This is a genomic window from Streptomyces sp. NPDC033180, assembly GCF_055577645.1.
In genome coordinates this window covers 22,066-36,938 of sequence record NZ_JBVIPU010000014.1, presented here as the reverse complement: position 1 = coordinate 36,938, position 14,873 = coordinate 22,066, and the positions used below count along the sequence as shown (strand labels likewise).

Annotated in this window: 16 protein-coding genes and 1 pseudogene; 10 read left to right on the top strand and 7 right to left on the bottom strand. The window is 70.4% G+C overall.

Going from position 1 to position 14,873, the window contains the following annotated elements:
- Window positions 1–125: 125 nt before the first annotated feature.
- Both ACZ5WE_RS30175 and serC read left to right on the top strand, forming a co-directional pair.
- Window positions 126–1,439: a cytochrome P450 family protein gene (locus tag ACZ5WE_RS30175; RefSeq protein WP_467689740.1), complete on the top strand. Its 1,314-nt coding sequence runs from the start codon at window positions 126–128 to the stop codon at window positions 1,437–1,439.
- Window positions 1,440–1,448: 9 nt separating this feature from the next.
- The gene (gene serC, locus ACZ5WE_RS30170; protein ID WP_467689742.1) at window positions 1,449–2,567 is read left to right on the top strand and encodes a phosphoserine transaminase; all 1,119 of its coding nucleotides are present in this window, start codon (window positions 1,449–1,451) and stop codon (window positions 2,565–2,567) included.
- Window positions 2,568–2,638: 71 nt separating this feature from the next.
- Here the strand turns inward: serC and ACZ5WE_RS30165 are convergent, their stop codons facing one another.
- Complete coding sequence (locus ACZ5WE_RS30165; RefSeq protein WP_467689744.1) at window positions 2,639–3,484, bottom strand: ABC transporter permease; 846 nt, start codon at window positions 3,482–3,484, stop codon at window positions 2,639–2,641.
- The gene (locus ACZ5WE_RS30160; RefSeq protein WP_467689745.1) at window positions 3,481–4,500 is read right to left on the bottom strand and encodes an ATP-binding cassette domain-containing protein; all 1,020 of its coding nucleotides are present in this window, start codon (window positions 4,498–4,500) and stop codon (window positions 3,481–3,483) included. The genes ACZ5WE_RS30165 and ACZ5WE_RS30160 overlap by 4 nt, the downstream gene beginning before the upstream one ends.
- 134 nt (window positions 4,501–4,634) lie before the next feature.
- Between ACZ5WE_RS30160 and ACZ5WE_RS30155 the strand changes: the two genes are divergently transcribed.
- Window positions 4,635–5,420, top strand: a complete 786-nt coding sequence (locus tag ACZ5WE_RS30155; protein WP_467689747.1) for a TetR/AcrR family transcriptional regulator — start codon at window positions 4,635–4,637, stop codon at window positions 5,418–5,420.
- Between the two features lie 12 nt (window positions 5,421–5,432).
- Here ACZ5WE_RS30155 and ACZ5WE_RS30150 read toward each other — a convergent pair whose 3' ends face one another.
- A complete protein-coding gene (locus tag ACZ5WE_RS30150) occupies window positions 5,433–6,449 on the bottom strand; it encodes a TolB-like translocation protein (protein WP_467689749.1) in 1,017 nt (338 codons plus the stop codon).
- A 96-nt stretch (window positions 6,450–6,545) separates the two neighbouring features.
- Here ACZ5WE_RS30150 and ACZ5WE_RS30145 point away from each other — a divergent pair, with 96 nt between their 5' ends.
- Window positions 6,546–7,271, top strand: coding sequence for a GDSL-type esterase/lipase family protein (locus tag ACZ5WE_RS30145; protein WP_467689751.1), 726 nt, complete (start codon window positions 6,546–6,548; stop codon window positions 7,269–7,271).
- On the opposite strand, the gene ACZ5WE_RS30140 is transcribed toward ACZ5WE_RS30145, so the two are convergent.
- Window positions 7,261–8,046 carry a zinc metalloprotease gene (locus tag ACZ5WE_RS30140; protein ID WP_467689752.1) on the bottom strand — a complete coding sequence of 262 codons (786 nt, stop codon included), beginning with the start codon at window positions 8,044–8,046 and terminating at the stop codon, window positions 7,261–7,263. The two genes, ACZ5WE_RS30145 and ACZ5WE_RS30140, sit on opposite strands and share 11 nt — an antisense overlap.
- 78 nt (window positions 8,047–8,124) lie before the next feature.
- Here ACZ5WE_RS30140 and ACZ5WE_RS30135 point away from each other — a divergent pair, with 78 nt between their 5' ends.
- Complete coding sequence (locus ACZ5WE_RS30135) at window positions 8,125–8,319, top strand: hypothetical protein (RefSeq protein WP_467689754.1); 195 nt, start codon at window positions 8,125–8,127, stop codon at window positions 8,317–8,319.
- Window positions 8,320–8,436: 117 nt separating this feature from the next.
- Window positions 8,437–9,753, top strand: a complete 1,317-nt coding sequence (locus tag ACZ5WE_RS30130) for a DUF418 domain-containing protein (RefSeq protein WP_467689755.1) — start codon at window positions 8,437–8,439, stop codon at window positions 9,751–9,753.
- 18 nt (window positions 9,754–9,771) lie between these two features.
- Here the strand turns inward: ACZ5WE_RS30130 and ACZ5WE_RS30125 are convergent, their stop codons facing one another.
- Window positions 9,772–10,278, bottom strand: coding sequence for a carboxymuconolactone decarboxylase family protein (locus ACZ5WE_RS30125; RefSeq protein WP_467689757.1), 507 nt, complete (start codon window positions 10,276–10,278; stop codon window positions 9,772–9,774).
- Window positions 10,279–10,293: 15 nt separating this feature from the next.
- On the opposite strand from ACZ5WE_RS30125, the gene ACZ5WE_RS30120 reads away from it, so the two are divergent.
- The 3 genes and pseudogenes from ACZ5WE_RS30120 to ACZ5WE_RS30110 all read left to right on the top strand — a co-directional run bounded on the left by ACZ5WE_RS30120 (window position 10,294) and on the right by ACZ5WE_RS30110 (window position 12,114).
- Window positions 10,294–10,821 (top strand): MarR family winged helix-turn-helix transcriptional regulator, encoded by a 528-nt coding sequence (locus ACZ5WE_RS30120; protein ID WP_467689759.1) that lies wholly within the window; start codon window positions 10,294–10,296, stop codon window positions 10,819–10,821.
- A gap of 29 nt (window positions 10,822–10,850) precedes the next feature.
- A pseudogene (locus ACZ5WE_RS30115) lies at window positions 10,851–11,063 on the top strand (Uma2 family endonuclease); the annotation flags it as partial.
- Between the two features lie 58 nt (window positions 11,064–11,121).
- Window positions 11,122–12,114: an aldo/keto reductase gene (locus ACZ5WE_RS30110; protein ID WP_467689761.1), complete on the top strand. Its 993-nt coding sequence runs from the start codon at window positions 11,122–11,124 to the stop codon at window positions 12,112–12,114.
- 137 nt (window positions 12,115–12,251) lie between these two features.
- On the opposite strand, the gene thpR is transcribed toward ACZ5WE_RS30110, so the two are convergent.
- Entirely contained in the window at window positions 12,252–12,821 is a 570-nt protein-coding gene (gene thpR, locus ACZ5WE_RS30105; protein WP_467689763.1) for an RNA 2',3'-cyclic phosphodiesterase, read from the bottom strand.
- A gap of 155 nt (window positions 12,822–12,976) precedes the next feature.
- Here thpR and ACZ5WE_RS30100 point away from each other — a divergent pair, with 155 nt between their 5' ends.
- Window positions 12,977–13,489: a GNAT family N-acetyltransferase gene (locus ACZ5WE_RS30100; protein WP_467689765.1), complete on the top strand. Its 513-nt coding sequence runs from the start codon at window positions 12,977–12,979 to the stop codon at window positions 13,487–13,489.
- A gap of 16 nt (window positions 13,490–13,505) precedes the next feature.
- Here ACZ5WE_RS30100 and ACZ5WE_RS30095 read toward each other — a convergent pair whose 3' ends face one another.
- A complete protein-coding gene (locus tag ACZ5WE_RS30095) occupies window positions 13,506–14,843 on the bottom strand; it encodes an MFS transporter (RefSeq protein WP_467689766.1) in 1,338 nt (445 codons plus the stop codon).
- Between the last annotated feature and the right edge of the window lie 30 nt (window positions 14,844–14,873).

Below are 14,873 nucleotides of genomic sequence, written 5' to 3'. Positions count from 1 at the left end.
ATGTCCATGCCCTCAGGATGCATCCGCGAAGGCCTGCACCGACCGCAGCCAAACGCCCGACGCGCACCTATGGTTGCCGCGAACTTGATCACCGGAACTGTGCCCGGCCCCAGAGGAGAACCCAGATGCCGACCACCACCCCCGCCCGCATCGTCCTCGACCCCTTCGTCACCGACCTGGACGGCGAGAGCGCAGGGCTGCGGGCCGCCGGCCCGCTCGCCGAGGCGGAGCTGCCCGGCGGCGTACCGGTCTGGGCGGTCACGCACCACGCCGAGGCACGCCAACTCCTCACCGACAAACGCCTGGTGAAGGACATCGAGGTGTGGGCTGCCTGGCGGCGCGGCGAGATACCCGCGGACTGGCCGCTGATCGGCCTGGCCAACCCGGGGCGTTCGATGCTGACCGTGGACGGTGAGGAGCACCGCCGGATGCGCGCCCTGGTGGCGCAGGCGCTGACGCCGCGGCGGGTGGAGCGGATGCGGGAGCGGATCGCGGAGCTGACGAAGGGGCTGTTGGACCAACTCCCTTCAGGCGACCGTCAGGACGACCATGAAGGCGACCATGAAGGCGACCATCACGTGGTCGACCTCAAGGCCGACTTCGCCTACCCCCTGCCCATGTACGTCATCAGCGACCTGATGGGCGTCGACCCCGCCGACCACCCCCGCCTGAAGGTCCTCTTCGACAAGTTCTTCTCCACCCAGACGCCGCCCGCCGAGGTCATGGCGACCCTCGCCGAACTCGCCGAGATGATGGGCGGGGTCGTCGCGGCGCGGCGCTCCGAGCCCGGCGACGATCTGACCAGCGCCCTGGTCCTCGCGTCGGAGGGCGGCGACCACCTCACCGACGCGGAGATCGTCTCCACGCTCCAGCTGATGGTCGCCGCGGGGCACGAGACGACGATCTCGCTGATCGTCAACGCGGTGGTGAATCTCTCGGCCCATCCCGAGCAGCTCGCGCTCGTCCGCGCCGGCGAGGTGAGCTGGGACGCGGTGGTCGAGGAGACCCTGCGGTACTCGACGCCGACCTCGCACGTCCTGATCCGGTTCGCGGCCGAGGACGTACCCGTCGGCGACAAGGTGATCCGCGAGGGGGACGCGCTGATCGTGTCGTACGCGGCGATCGGCCGCGACGAGCGGGCGCACGGTCCCACGGCGGGCGCCTTCGACATCACGCGCACGTCCCCGAACCGCCACATCTCCTTCGGCCACGGCCCGCACGTCTGCCCCGGTGCGGCGCTGTCCCGCCTGGAGGCGGGGGTGGCGCTCCCCGCTCTCTACGAGCGCTTTCCCGAGCTGACCCTGGCGGTCGATCCCTCCGAACTCCGCAACAAGCCGGTGGTGACGCAGAACGACCTGTACGAGCTGCCGGTGATCCTGGCTCCGTCCGGCGGTCTCACCCGACGGACACCCGGAAGCCACGGCGCCGGAAGCCGTTAGGCTCGTCCCGTGGCTGAGATCCAGATTCCCGCTGACATCAAGCCCGCCGACGGACGTTTCGGCGCGGGCCCCTCCAAGGTGCGCACGGAGGCGCTGGACGCGCTCGCCGCCACCGGTACCTCTCTGCTCGGCACCTCCCACCGCCAGGCCCCGGTCAAGAACCTGGTCGGCAAGGTGCGCGAGGGCGTGCGCGACCTCTTCTCCCTCCCCGAGGGCTACGAGGTGATCCTGGGCAACGGCGGCTCCACCGCCTTCTGGGACGTCGCGACGCACGGCCTCATCGAGAACAAGTCGCAGCACCTCGCCTTCGGCGAGTTCTCCTCCAAGTTCGCCAAGGCCGCCAAGCTCGCCCCGTGGCTGGCCGAGCCCACCGTGATCAAGAGCGAGCCGGGTACGCACCCGGAGCCGCAGGCCGAGGCGGGCGTGGACGTGTACGCGTTCACGCACAACGAGACCTCGACCGGCGTCGCCGCCCCCATCAAGCGGGTGGCGGGCGCGGACGAGGGTTCCCTCGTTCTGGTGGACGCCACTTCCGGCGCGGGCGGCCTGCCGGTCGACATCGCCGAGACGGACGTCTACTACTTCGCCCCGCAGAAGTCCTTCGCGTCGGACGGCGGTCTGTGGATCGCCGCGTTCTCCCCGGCGGCCATCGAGCGTGCCGAGCGCATCCACGCGAGCGGCCGTCACGTCCCGGAGTTCTTCAGCCTCCCCACGGCGATCGACAACTCCCGCAAGAACCAGACGTACAACACCCCGGCGCTCGCCACGCTCTTCCTGCTCGGCGAGCAGCTGGAGTGGATGAACGGCCAGGGCGGCCTGGAGTTCACCACCGGCCGCACGGCCGCCTCCTCGCGCACGCTGTACGGGTGGGCCGAGGAGTCCAAGTACGCGACACCGTTCGTCACGGACCCGGCCAAGCGCTCGCAGGTCATCGGCACGATCGACTTCGCGGACGAGATCGACGCCGCCGCGGTCGCGAAGGCTCTGCGCGCGAACGGGATCGTGGACACGGAGCCGTACCGCAAGCTCGGCCGCAATCAGCTGCGTGTGGCGATGTTCCCGGCGATCGACCCGGCGGATGTCGAGGCGCTCACCAAGTGCATCGACTACGTGATCGACAAGCTCTAGCAGTTCCTACGCGGATGGGGGCGCCCGGCAGGTGAGACCTGCCGGGCGCCCCCATCGCGTACGAGGACCGACTACCTGCTCAGCTGCTTGAACTTCCGCACCGCGAGCGGCAGGAACAGGAGTGAGATCGCCACCGGCCAGACCACGGCCATCAGTACCGCGTTCTGCTCGACCCAGCTCGCCCCGCCCGCCCCGGGGTTGCCGAACAGCTCGCGTGCCGCCGTGCCCGTGGAGGAGACCGGGTTCCAGGCCGCGATCGGCGCCAGCCAGTCCGGCATCAGGGACGGCGCGACGAAGACGCTGGAGATCATGGTGAGCGGGAAGGCGACCGCGTAGAGCCCGCCCGCCGCCTCCGGGGTCGGCACCACGAGGCCCAGGAAGACGCCCACCCAGATCAGGCTGAACCGCAGGAACAGCAGCAGGGCGAAGGCGGCCAGGGTCTGCGGAAGGCCCTGGTCGGACCGCCAGCCGATCGCGAGCGCGGTGAGCGCGAGGATGGTCAGCTCGGCGCAGGCCACGATCAGGTCGGCGAGTCCGCGCCCGGCGGCGACCGCCGACGGCGCCATCGGCATCGAACGGAAGCGGTCGATGACGCCCTTGGTGGAGTCGGTGACGACCGCCATCGCGGTGTTCATGAAGCCGAAGGCCATGGTCATCACGAACATGCCGGGCATCAGGAACTGCTTGTAGTCGCCGTCCTCGCCCCCGCCGGGCACCTTCATCGCCTCGCCGAAGACGAATCCGTACAGGAGCACGGAGATGATCGGGAAGCCCAGCTGCCAGGCGATGTTGGCGGGCTGGCGCTGGAAGTGGGTGAGGTAGCGGCGGGTGACGTTCCAGGTGTCGGCGAGCGCCCAGTAGAGGCGCCCGCGCGGGGGCTGGGTGTCCGTGGCATCCGCGGTCAGTACGGCGCTCATGCCGCGACTCCCGTCTTCTCGTCGATTCCGGTGGCCTCGGCCGGGGCCGCCGCGTCCGTCTCGCACTCCGTCCGGTGTCCCGTCAGGCGCAGGAACACGTCGTCGAGGCTCGGCCTGCGCAGTCCGATGTCCTCCACTGCGACACCCTGGTCCTGCAAGGTCCGTGCCACGTCGGTCAGGGCGCCGACCCGGTCGGTCACGGCCGCCTGGACGCGCCGCTCCAGGTCGTTGGCCTCGGGCACGCCTTCCGCGACCCGGTCGACGGCCCGCACGGCCGCGGGCAGATCGGCGGCCTCGCGCACCACGACCTCCAGATAGCTGCCGCCCACCGTGTTCTTCAGGCCGTCGGGGGTGTCGTCGGCGATGGCGCGGCCCTGGTCGATGACGGTGATCCGGGAGGCCAGCTTGTCGGCCTCCTCCAGATACTGGGTGGTGAGCAGGACGGTCGTGCCCTCCGCGACCAACTTCCGTACGGTGTCCCAGACTTCGAGGCGGCTGCGCGGGTCGAGCCCGGTGGTCGGCTCGTCCAGGAAGAGGACGGCGGGCGAGAGGATCATCGAGGCCGCGAGGTCGAGCCTGCGCCGCATGCCGCCGCTGTACTGGCCCGCGCCCTTGCCTGCCGCGTCCACCAGGTCGAACTGTTCGAGGAGTTCCTGGGCACGCCGCGCCGCCCGCTTGCCGCCCAGATGGAAGAGTCGGCCGAACATCTCCAGGTTCTGCCGGCCGGTGAGGACCTCGTCGACCGCCGCGTACTGGCCGGTGAGGCCGATGCGGCCGCGCACGACGTCCGGCTGCCGCACGACGTCGGCGCCCGCGACCTCGGCACGGCCGCCGTCGAGCCGCACCAGTGTGGAGAGGATGCGCACGGCGGTGGTCTTGCCCGCGCCGTTCGGGCCCAGCAGTCCGTGCACCGTGCCGCGTTCCACATGCAGATCGAAGGCGTCCAAGGCCTTCTTGTCGCCGTAGCGCTTGTCGAGCCCCTCGGCCCGCACCGCGTATTCGTTCGTCTCGCCCACTGCCCCTCCAGCCCTTCACGTCCCGGTCGCCCGGACGCCCATCTGGGTACGCCGTACTCAATAGAGAGTACACCGTACCCAGTTTTTCGGGTACACCGTACCCAATGACCGGTCCGGCGATTAGGCTGAGCGTCATGACGAGCACGAACGGCAGCGACACCCAGCGCACCGGCAGCGACATCGTCCGCAGCCTGGAGCTGCTCTGGGGCGAGGGCGAACGCCCCACGCGGGGCCCCAAGCCCGGACTCACCCTGGACCGGATCGTCACCGAGGCGGTGCGCCTCGCGGATGCCGAGGGGCTCACGGCAGTCTCGATGCGCCGCCTGTCCACGGAACTCGGCACCGGCACGATGTCCCTGTACCGGTACGTCCCGGGCAAGGGCGAGCTGCTCGATCTGATGCTGGACCGGGTGTACATGCCGGCCGCCGACGCCGAGCCCCCGTGCGGCGGCTGGCGCGCGGCCGTGGAGACGTACGCCCGCGAGACTCTCGTCCTCTACCGCGCGCACCCCTGGCTGCTCCAGGTGAACCAGGCCCGCCCGGTGCTCGGCCCCGGCTCGGTCGGCGGCCTGGAGCTGACCCTGTCCGGCATCAAGTCGATGGGCCTGACCGACCCCGAGCTGATCGGCGTGATCGTCATGATCGAGGGATACGTCACCGGGGTCGCCCGCACGCAGGTGCACGAGGTCGAGGCGGTGAAGAAGAGCGGCCTGACGGACGAGGCGTTCTGGGAGGCGCAGACCCCGGCCCTCGGCCGGATTATGAACAGCGGCCGCTACCCCCACCTCGCCGGACTCTCCGATGACGCGTTCGGCTCGCAGTTCGACCATTTCGAGTTCGGCCTGCAGCGCCTGCTCGACGGTCTTGACGTCCTGGTGGCCCGGCGCGACGCGGAGACGGGCGCCGCCGGGGAGGCCTGAGCCCCTGCCCGGTCACCTGCGCCGGAACACCCGCTTCAGCCCGAAGAAGGCGGCGAGCACGACGGCGAGGGCCAGCGCGCCCACCTTCAGGTCGCCCTCGACCCCGGAGCCCCCGTCACCCCCCGCCTCGCCCGAACTACCGGCGCCGGACGAGGAGTTGTGGCCGCCGCCCGCGCCCTCGACCTCGACGGGCTCGACGTCCGACTGCGCGCCCTCGGTGCCGTACATGAGGGTCGTCCCGTCCGGGGTGTACGTCACGGACTCGCCCTGCCGCTGCAGCGGGACGCTCAGCCGCCCCTCGCGCTCGGGCCTCTCGCCCTCGCCCTTCCACGCGTACGAGACGCCGCCGAGGTAACCACGCAGGGCGAGTTGCTTGCCGTCCGGCGAGAAGGCGCCGTCCGTGGTCCAGAGCCCGGTGTCGCCGAGCCGCTTGAAGACGTTGGTGCCGGAGGCGGACATCTGCTCGGGCCCCTCGTACAGGCCGCCGCCCTCCTCCTTCTTGTCGGCGATGTAGATCCGCCCGGTCCTGGGGTGCACCATCAGCGCCTCGGCGTCGCGCGCCCCGTCCTCGTACTTCACCGTGTACTGGGTGGCGCGGACGGTCTGGTCGCTGAGCTTCTTCGGCTCGGGCAGCTTGTAGATCCACACGTGGGACCAGGTGCCGCCGAGGTTGTCGCCGATGTCGCCGACGTAGATGTCGCCGTCGCTGCCGACCGAGACGGCCTCCACGTCACGGGGCGTCCCGACGCCGGTCATGGTCACCGTGGCGAGGGTCTTCCCCGTCCTGCCGTCCACCGCGTAGAGCAGGGCGCCGTTCTTGTCCTGGTCGTTGTGCGTCCAGTAGACGCCCGGGTGGGCGCGGGACGCGGCGAGGCCACTGGACTCGATGATGCGGGGGTCCTTGATGCTGAAGCCGTCGTGGCTGTCGTCGGCGGCCGCGGGGCCGGGGACACTCAGCAGGACAAGGCACCCGGCGGCGACGGCACCCATGGCGCCCGTGGCACCCATCGAAGAACGCAGTGAACGCATGAGCCAAGCCTGCCACCCCCGCGCCGGGCGACGGACGTATCCCAGGTGTTCAGCCTCACATCGCAGGCCGGGGCGTTGATCCGCGATGATGAGCGGATGCTCAGGTTCATGTTCGTCGGCGACTCCATGACGATCGGCAGCGCGGGGGAACACACCTGGCGCTACCGGATGTGGCAGCACTTGCGGGCCTCGCTCGGCGAGCAGGATGTCGCCGTGGTGGGCCCGCGCCGCGCGCTGCACGACAAGGCGTCCGGCGAACCGGTCTCGTACGCCTATGCCGGCCTGGACCCTGACTTTCCTCGCCACCACCTCGCGGGCTGGGGCGAGGGCTGGCTGCACATGGCGCCGCGGATCGCGGACGCGGTGCGGCGGGACCGCCCCGACGTCCTGCTCATCTCGCTCGGTCTGATCGACCTGGGCTTCTACACGAACGCGGACCAGACAGCGGACAACGTGCGCCGTTTCGTGGCGGAGGCCCGCACGGCGAACCCGCACGTCCGCCTCGTCCTGCTCCCCGTGATCCCGAACATCCGGGCCCGCACGGACGCCCCGTTCGCCGCGGAGGTGGCGCGCTTCAACGTGCTCCTCGCGAAGGCGGCCGCGGACCTGGACACGGGTGCGTCCCCGCTGCTCCTGGCCTCGACGCCGCCGTCGTACGACATCGAGCGCGACACGTACGACGGGACGCACCCGGGCGCGAGCGGCGAGCACAAGCTGGCGGCGGCGTTCGCGGACGCGATGCACCAGGCGTGGGGGCTTGGCGCACCGTACGCGACGGCCCACCCGCCCCTCCACCTGAACGAGCTCACGGCTACCGGCTGAAGTTGGCCTTCAGGGCCTTGAGCCCGGCGATGTCCCACTTCGTGTACTGCCCGGCGTACTTGTCGGCGCGGGCCGCACTGCCGCCCTTGCCCCGCGCGTGGCCCCCGTTGGGGGAGCACATGACCGGAGTGTCCTTGTAGCTGTTGGTGACGCATTCGAAGGGATCGGCGGTGTTGTTGGCGTCCGAGCCGTCCGCGTTCGCGTGGTCGAGTCCTACCGAGTGCCCGACCTCATGGCTCACCAGGTTCGAGATGCGCGTCGAACCGATCGCGTAGTCGCCGGGCTTCCAGTACTCGCTGTCGACCCATATCCTCCCGCCCCACGCGCTCTTGTCGCCGCTCGCCGAGCAGGGGAAGGCCTGGGACACGCCCGGCTTGTTGCCCGGCGTGAACGGCCGGTACTTCAGCCCCACCGTGATGGTGTGCCGCGGGGTGGTGGAACAGGCCTTCTGCTCGGGGTGATAGCCGCTGGCCAGTGTGAACTTGGTCCCGGTGAGCGAGGTCAGCTGCGCGGCGGTGTCCTTCAACTGCGCCCGCAGCTTCGCCTCGGCCTTCTTCGTCTGCGCGGCGGTGAGCTTGGTGGCGGCCGCGTTGGGCTTCACGACCCTGATCACGTACGGATCGGGGCTGAGGGACTGAATCCCACGGCCGGTGAGGATCCGCCACCCGGTGCCCTTGTAGACATCCCCCGCGGCATAAGCCGGATTGCTGAGTGCGACGAGGCCCGCGGCAGCGGCGAGCACACCGAGGGAACGGGCGGTCTTTTTCATGGTCATGACCGGCATCATCGCGGAGGGCGCCAACATCTCCCCAACAGGGGTGCACCGCACGGCGATACGGCATGATCACCCCCCATGAACTACCAGGAGCGCAGGCTCCAGCGAGTCGTCTGGACCTACACGGGCTTCACCACCATCGGCATCGCCGTCGGCTTCGGCGTCGCCGTCCTGCTCGGCTTCGGGGACACCGCCCGGTCCGTCTCCGTCGGCGCGTGCGCCATCCTCGGCGTCGGCGCCGCGGTGGCGTACCTGCCGCGTTCGGCGGACTGACGCCCGCCGGGCGGCCTCCTTGGGTCGCCCGGCGCCGAGCGACCCGTATCCCTTCGGCTGCCGCGGCCAGCCGGAAGACGGATGCCCGCCCCACCACCGCTTTCCTAGCGTTCAGGCATGACGGTCGAGAGCACTGACGAAGCCCCGCCCCGGTCCGCACGGACCGCACCCCGCCGCGCGGGCGTACTGCCCGGTGAGCGGGCCCTCGCGCCCGATCTCGCGCGCGGGCTCATGCTGCTGTTCATCGTGTTGTCCAACACCGCGTTCCATCTGACGGCTGCCCGGCACGGGCCTTCCGGGTGGCAGCCGGTGGACGGCGGCTGGGTGGATCATGCCGTGCAGTTCAGCATGATCATCGCCCTAGACCTGCGCATCTACCCGCTCTTCGCGTTCCTCTTCGGGTACGGGATGACGCAGCTCTTCCTGCGGCAGACGGCCGCGGGGACCTCGGAGCGCGACGCCGTGCGGCTGCTGCGGCGGCGGAGTCTCTGCCTGATCGTCATCGGGCTGCTGCACGCCACCCTGCTGATGGCCGGGGACATCGTCGGTTACTACGGACTCATCAGCCTCGCCCTGGGGTGGCTCTTCCTGCGCCGCAGCGACCGCGCCCTGAAGTGGTGGATCCGGATCGCCACCGCGCAGCTCGTGCTGCTCGCCGCCCAGCCCGTCGTGTCGGCGGCGCTGGCGGGCGAGTTGGGCTCGATGGGCGACGCCGGCGCGGACCCGGGGGCGGACGCGTACGCGGCGGGTGAGGGGAACTGGCTGACGGCTGCGGGCACTCGCTTCATGACCGGTCTGTTCGTAACCTTCGCCGCGGCACCGCTGTCACTGGTGGGCGGCGTGTACGTCATCTTCCTGCTCGGCTTCTGGGCCGCGCGCAGGCGTGTGCTCGAAGAACCGGGCCGCCATCTGCCGCTGCTGCGGTGGACCGCGGTGATCGGCATCGCGGTGGGGTGGCTGGGCGCACTGCCGGCGGCGCTGGCCCATGTCGGGGCCCTGGACGTCCCGGACGACGCGCAGAGCGAGTTCGGAGTGCTGACCATGCTGCGGGACACCACGGGGAACGCGGCCGGGCTCGGGTATGTGGCGGCCGTGGCCCTGTTCGCGCACTGGTGGACGCGGCGCGGGCCCCGGCGGGGGGCGAAGTCCGTCGCGGCGATCTCCGCCGTCTCCGCCGTGGGCAAGCGCTCCCTGTCCTGCTACCTCGCCCACTCCCTGGTCTTCGCTCCGGCACTCGCCGCCTGGGGCCTCGGGCTCGGCGCACACCTGACGAGCGCGACCATGGCGCTGTTCGCGGTGGGAGTGTGGCTCGTGACGGTCGCGGGCGCGTACGCGATGGAGCGGGCGGGGCTGCGGGGGCCGGTGGAGGTGGCGCTGCGGCGAGTCATGTACCGCTCGCGCTCCCCCCGGGCCACCCGCGACCCCGTCACTTAGCCGCTGCTCAGCCGCGCGTCACGTAGCCCGCGTCAGCCGGTTCGCCAGGGTCGACATCGTGTACGTACCGATCCCCATCACGACCTCCAGCGCGTTCCGTTCCGTATAGCCGTGCGCGAGGAACGCCTTCAGGTCGTCGTCCCCCACGCCGCCCGAGGTCGCGAGCACCTCCAGCGTGAACTGCCGGACCGCCTCAAGCCGTTCGTCACTCAGCGCCTCGCCCTGCCGCAGGGCGGCGATCAGCTCCGTGCCCGCGCCCAGCTTGCGCAGCTTGGCGGTGTGCATGGTCACGCAGATGTGGCAGTCGTTGCGTACGGCGACCGTCATGATGACGACTTCCCGCGCCACGGGCTCCAGCGTCGTCCGCTCGAAGGACGCGCTCAACTCCAGGAAGCCGTTGAGCAGTTCGGGCGACTCGGCCAGCAGCGCCACCGCGCTCGGCGTCTTCCCGAAGGCGGCGGCCGTGCGCTCCATCGCGGCGCGTGACTCTGCCGGCGCGGTCTCAACGGTGTGCTCGGTGAACAAGAAGTACCCCCTACGATGGACAACGTGGTTGACGATAAGAAGGTAAACCAGGTTGTCGATTCCCGCAAGGCCCCGGAGGAGGACGGGCCCGGCTTCGAGCTGCCCCTCCTCCTCTTCGCCGGGTTCCGCACCCTGATCGACCGGCTCCACGCCGAGCTGGCCCGCCAGGGGCACCCGGACGTGCGCCCGGCCCACGGCTTCGCGATGCAGGCGATCGGCGTGCGGGGCGCGAGCGCCAGCGAGGTGGGCCGACGGCTCGGCGTCTCCAAGCAGGCGGCAGGCAAGACCATCGACCGCCTCATCACCCTCGGCTACGCGGAACGCACCGACGACCCGGCCGACGCCCGCCGCAAGCTGATCCGCCTCACCCCGCACGGCATCGACGCGCTGCGCCGCTCGGCGGCGGTCTTCGACGAACTGCGGGCGGAGTGGGCCTCCGCGCTCGGCCCCCGCCGCTTGCGCGCGATGGAGGATGACCTGCGCACGGTCGTACCGCCGGACGCGTTCCGCCTGGACGCGGCGGGGTGGCTCGGGGGCTCGTGACCGGACGCGACCTCGGCTCCGTGCGTATCGACGACTACGGCCCCAAAAAGATCGCCTACGCCACGGCCGAAGTCCCCGTCTATCTCATCGCCGACCCCTACGAAGGCGAGTGCCATCTCTACACCCAGCCCAGGGACGGCGACTACCACGTCGAGACGACCGTCGACTTCGGCGAAGAGATCGACCTGACCCACACCCTCCTCGGCCTCACTCTCGACAGCTCGGACTTCCCCCGCGACTGACCGCCCCACCCCCCGCCCCCTTGCCTAGAGCCCACTCCAAGCTCTTGGCTAAGGCCCCATGAAGTACACGCAGCTGGGACGCACAGGACTCAAGGTCAGTCGACTCGCGCTCGGGACCATGAACTTCGGGCCACTGACCAACGAGCCCGACAGCCACACGATCATGGACGCCGCGCTCGACGCGGGCATCAACTACTTCGACACCGCCAACGTCTACGGGTGGGACGAGAACAAGGGCCGCACCGAGGAGATCCTCGGCACGTGGTTCACGCAGGGCGGCGAGCGGCGCGACAAGACCGTCCTCGCCACCAAGATGTACGGGAACATGGCGCTCGACGGAAAGCCGGCGTGGCCCAACCACGACCTGCTCTCGGCGGTCAACATCCGCCGGTCCGTCGAGGCTTCGCTCAAGCGGCTGCAGACCGACTACATCGACATCTACCAGTTCCACCACATCGACCGCCGCACCCCCTTCGAGGAGATCTGGCAGGCCGTCGACGTCCTCATCACGCAGGGCAAAATCCTCTACGCGGGTTCATCGAACTTCCCCGGATACAAGATCGCCCAGGCCAACGAGATAGCCGGGCGGCTCGGCTCCTACGGCCTCGTCAGCGAGCAGTGCCTCTACAACCTCGCCGAGCGCAGCGCCGAGATGGAAGTGATCCCGGCCGCCCAGGACTACGGCCTCGGCGTCATCCCGTGGTCACCACTGCACAGCGGGCTGCTCGGTGGCGTGCTGAAGAAGGAGGGCGAGGGCAAGCGGCGCGCGGGTGGGCGTGCCGCCCAGGAGCTCGCGAAGCCCGAGGTGCGCGCGCGGGTCCAGGCGTACGAGGACCTGCTCGACAAGCACGGCCTCGCGCCGGGTGAGGTGGCGCTCGCCTGGCTGCTCACCCGGCCCGGCGTGACCGGGCCGATCGTCGGGCCGCGTACGCCTGAGCAGCTCACCAGCGCGCTGCGCGCGGTCGATCTCGAACTCTCGGACGAGCTGCTCGACGCCCTGGACGAGATCTTCCCGGGGCCGGGTCCTTCGCCGGAGTCCTTCGCCTGGTGATCAGCTGGTGCGTGCGGCCGCGGTCATCGCCTCAGTCTCACTGGCCGACCGCGGCCGCCACCGCCACGACGACGAACATCAGCACGAGCACACCGGCCATGATTTGGTTCCTGGTTTTCGGGTCCACGTAGTCGAGGTTAACCGGCTCCGCCCAGCGGCCATCGACCGACCACCTCATAGCGGGGCCGCTCCCCCGGCATCCCGCTCACGGGCAGATTGCTTCGTACGAGGGTCAGCTCGGCCACGGTCCACTCCGAGCCCTCGAAGTCCGCGAGGGCGTCGGCGTACGCGCGCAGGGACGGCTCCCCGTGGCCGCGGGCCAGGGTCAGGTGCGGGCGGTAGTGGCGGTGCTCCTCCATGGTGATGCCGGACTTGCGGGCTGCGGCGTCCGCCCGCTGGGCGAGGAGGCGCAGGGTTTCCACGTCGCCGCGGGCGCCTGCCCACAGGGCGCGGTCGCCGAAGTGGCCGCCGGCGTGGAGGGCCAGGGGGAAGGGGGGTGTGCGGTGCGCGGCTCGCTCCAGGCGGGTGGAGAGCTCCGGGACCACCTCGTCTGGTACTTCCGCCATGAAGGCGAGCGTGAAGTGCCAGCTCTCGCGGGGCGTCCAGCGGAGGGCTTCGGCGCCGGGGAGGGGCTTCAACTTCTCCACTGCGTGGGCCAGTTCGTCCGCCGCCGCGGGGGGCGGCAGGAGGGCCGCGAAGAGTCTCATGGGGTGAGTCTCGCCTCCGGCGGTTCTCTTCCCCAACCCCACCCCTTCCCGACTGCATCTATTGGCGGCTCCGCCGCGCAGGGGGCTCCGCCCCAAACCCCGGTCCTCAAATAGCGGACGGCTGAAATCCAGCGGCCTGGGGGAAGGATGGCCGCATGGACAGCCACATAACCATCCGCCCCGCCGGCCCCGACGACATCCCCACCGTTCTCGCCCTCTTCGACGAAGCCGTCGCCTGGCTCGTGTCGCAGGGTCGCACCGGGCAGTGGGGCGACAAACCCTGGTCGACGAACCCCAAGACCATCGCTCTGGTCGAGAAGTACCTGACCACCGGCTCCGCCTGGATCGCGGAGATCGGCGGACAGCCGGTCGGCACGGTCACGCTGACCGACGGGCCGGGGTCGTACATCCCGCCGGTGGACGAACCGGAGCGGTACATCCACCTGCTGGCCTCCCGGCACGGCACGGGCGCGGGCGCCGCCCTCCTGGCGCACGCGGCCGAGGAGACCCGGAAGCAGGGGATCTCCCTGCTCCGGGTCGACTGCTACGCGGGCGGTGACGGCAAGCTCGTGGCGTTCTACGAGCGCAACGGCTTCACACGGACCGAGTCCTTCGTCGAGCAGGACGGCACCTGGCCGGGCCAGATCCTGGCCCGGCGGGTGTCGTAGCCGGACCGGAAACGGCCTACGCCGCCGTCGCCAGCTGTTCCCGCGGCACGAACTGCACGTGCTGCCGCCCGCGCCGCAGATCCACCTTGAGCCGCAGGTTCGCGGCGCGGGCCAGCATCAGGCCGACGCCGACCGCGGCCACGGCGCAGATGAGGCCGCCGGCGGCCATGCTGACGCGCACGCCGTACGCGTCGGCGAGCCAGCCGAAGAGCGGGCCGCCGAGCGGCGTGCCGCCGGTGAAGACCATCATGAAGAGGGACATGACGCGGCCGCGCATCTCGGGGTCGGTGGCCATCTGGACCGAGGAGTTGGCGGTGACGTTCACCGTCAGGCCGAGGATGCCGATGGGCACGATCAGCGCGACGAACATCCACAGGTCGGGCGCGAACGCGGCCACGATCTGCAGAACACCGAAGGCGATCGCGGCCCCGGCGAGCAGCCGCAGGCGTGAAGTCCCTCGCCGCGCGGCGAGGAGCGCGCCGGCCAGCGAGCCGATCGCCATCAGGGTGTTGAAAAGCCCGTACATCCCCACGCCGCCGTGGAAGATGTCGTTCGCGAAGGCGCTCAGCCAGATCGGGAAGTTGAACCCGAAGGTGCCGACGAAGCCGACGAGGACGATCGGCCAGATCAGCTCGGGGTGCTTGGAGACGTAGTTCAGGCCCTCCTTCAGCTGTCCCTTGCCGCGCGGCTTGCGCGGGGTGGGGTGCAGCTCGCGGGTGCGCATCAGCATCAGGCCGGTGAGCGGCGCGAGGAAGGACAGGCCGTTGGCGAGGAACGCCCAGCCGGGGCCGACGGCGGCGGTGAGGCCACTGGCCACCGCGGGGCCGATGAGGCGGGCGGACTGGAAGTTGGCGGAGTTCAGGCTGACCGCGTTGCGCACCTGGTCGGGGCCGACCATCTCGGACACGAAGGACTGCCGGGTCGGGTTGTCGACGACCGTGACGAGACCCGTGAAGAACGCCGCGAGGTAGACGTGCCAGACCTGGACGTTGCCGCTCAGGGTGAGCGCGGCCAGGAACAGGCCGCTGATGCTCATCGCGCCCTGGGTGCAGAAGAGCAGCTTCCGCTTGGCGAAGCGGTCGGCGATGACGCCGCCGTACAGGCCGAACAGAAGCATCGGCAGGAACTGCATCGCGGTGGTGATGCCGACCGCGGCCGAGGAGCCGGTGAGGCTCAGGACCAGCCAGTCCTGGGTGATGCGGGCCATCCACGTGCCGGTGTTGGAGACAACGGCGCCGGAGGCGAAGAGCCGGTAGTTGCGGATCTTCAGCGAGCTGAACATCGACGACTTGGCGGGGGTCTTGTCGAGGGTGGTTGGTGCGGGGGCGGAGTCTGCTCCGGATCCCGTACTCAAAGTGCGTTCGCCTCCTTGGCGTCGTACGGA

Bases quoted from the DNA above. Each gene is read 5' to 3' on its own strand.
- thpR (WP_467689763.1), bottom strand. From the start codon at position 12,821: ATGAGACTCTTCGCGGCCCTCCTGCCGCCCCCCGCGGCGGCGGACGAA.
- ACZ5WE_RS30155 (WP_467689747.1), top strand. From the start codon at position 4,635: ATGACGAGCACGAACGGCAGCGACACCCAGCGCACCGGCAGCGACATC.
- ACZ5WE_RS30120 (WP_467689759.1), top strand. From the start codon at position 10,294: ATGGACAACGTGGTTGACGATAAGAAGGTAAACCAGGTTGTCGATTCC.
- ACZ5WE_RS30130 (WP_467689755.1), top strand. From the start codon at position 8,437: ATGACGGTCGAGAGCACTGACGAAGCCCCGCCCCGGTCCGCACGGACC.
- ACZ5WE_RS30135 (WP_467689754.1), top strand. From the start codon at position 8,125: ATGAACTACCAGGAGCGCAGGCTCCAGCGAGTCGTCTGGACCTACACG.
- ACZ5WE_RS30110 (WP_467689761.1), top strand. From the start codon at position 11,122: ATGAAGTACACGCAGCTGGGACGCACAGGACTCAAGGTCAGTCGACTC.
- ACZ5WE_RS30140 (WP_467689752.1), bottom strand. From the start codon at position 8,046: ATGACCATGAAAAAGACCGCCCGTTCCCTCGGTGTGCTCGCCGCTGCC.
- ACZ5WE_RS30150 (WP_467689749.1), bottom strand. From the start codon at position 6,449: ATGCGTTCACTGCGTTCTTCGATGGGTGCCACGGGCGCCATGGGTGCC.
- ACZ5WE_RS30100 (WP_467689765.1), top strand. From the start codon at position 12,977: ATGGACAGCCACATAACCATCCGCCCCGCCGGCCCCGACGACATCCCC.
- ACZ5WE_RS30175 (WP_467689740.1), top strand. From the start codon at position 126: ATGCCGACCACCACCCCCGCCCGCATCGTCCTCGACCCCTTCGTCACC.
- ACZ5WE_RS30165 (WP_467689744.1), bottom strand. From the start codon at position 3,484: ATGAGCGCCGTACTGACCGCGGATGCCACGGACACCCAGCCCCCGCGC.
- ACZ5WE_RS30145 (WP_467689751.1), top strand. From the start codon at position 6,546: ATGCTCAGGTTCATGTTCGTCGGCGACTCCATGACGATCGGCAGCGCG.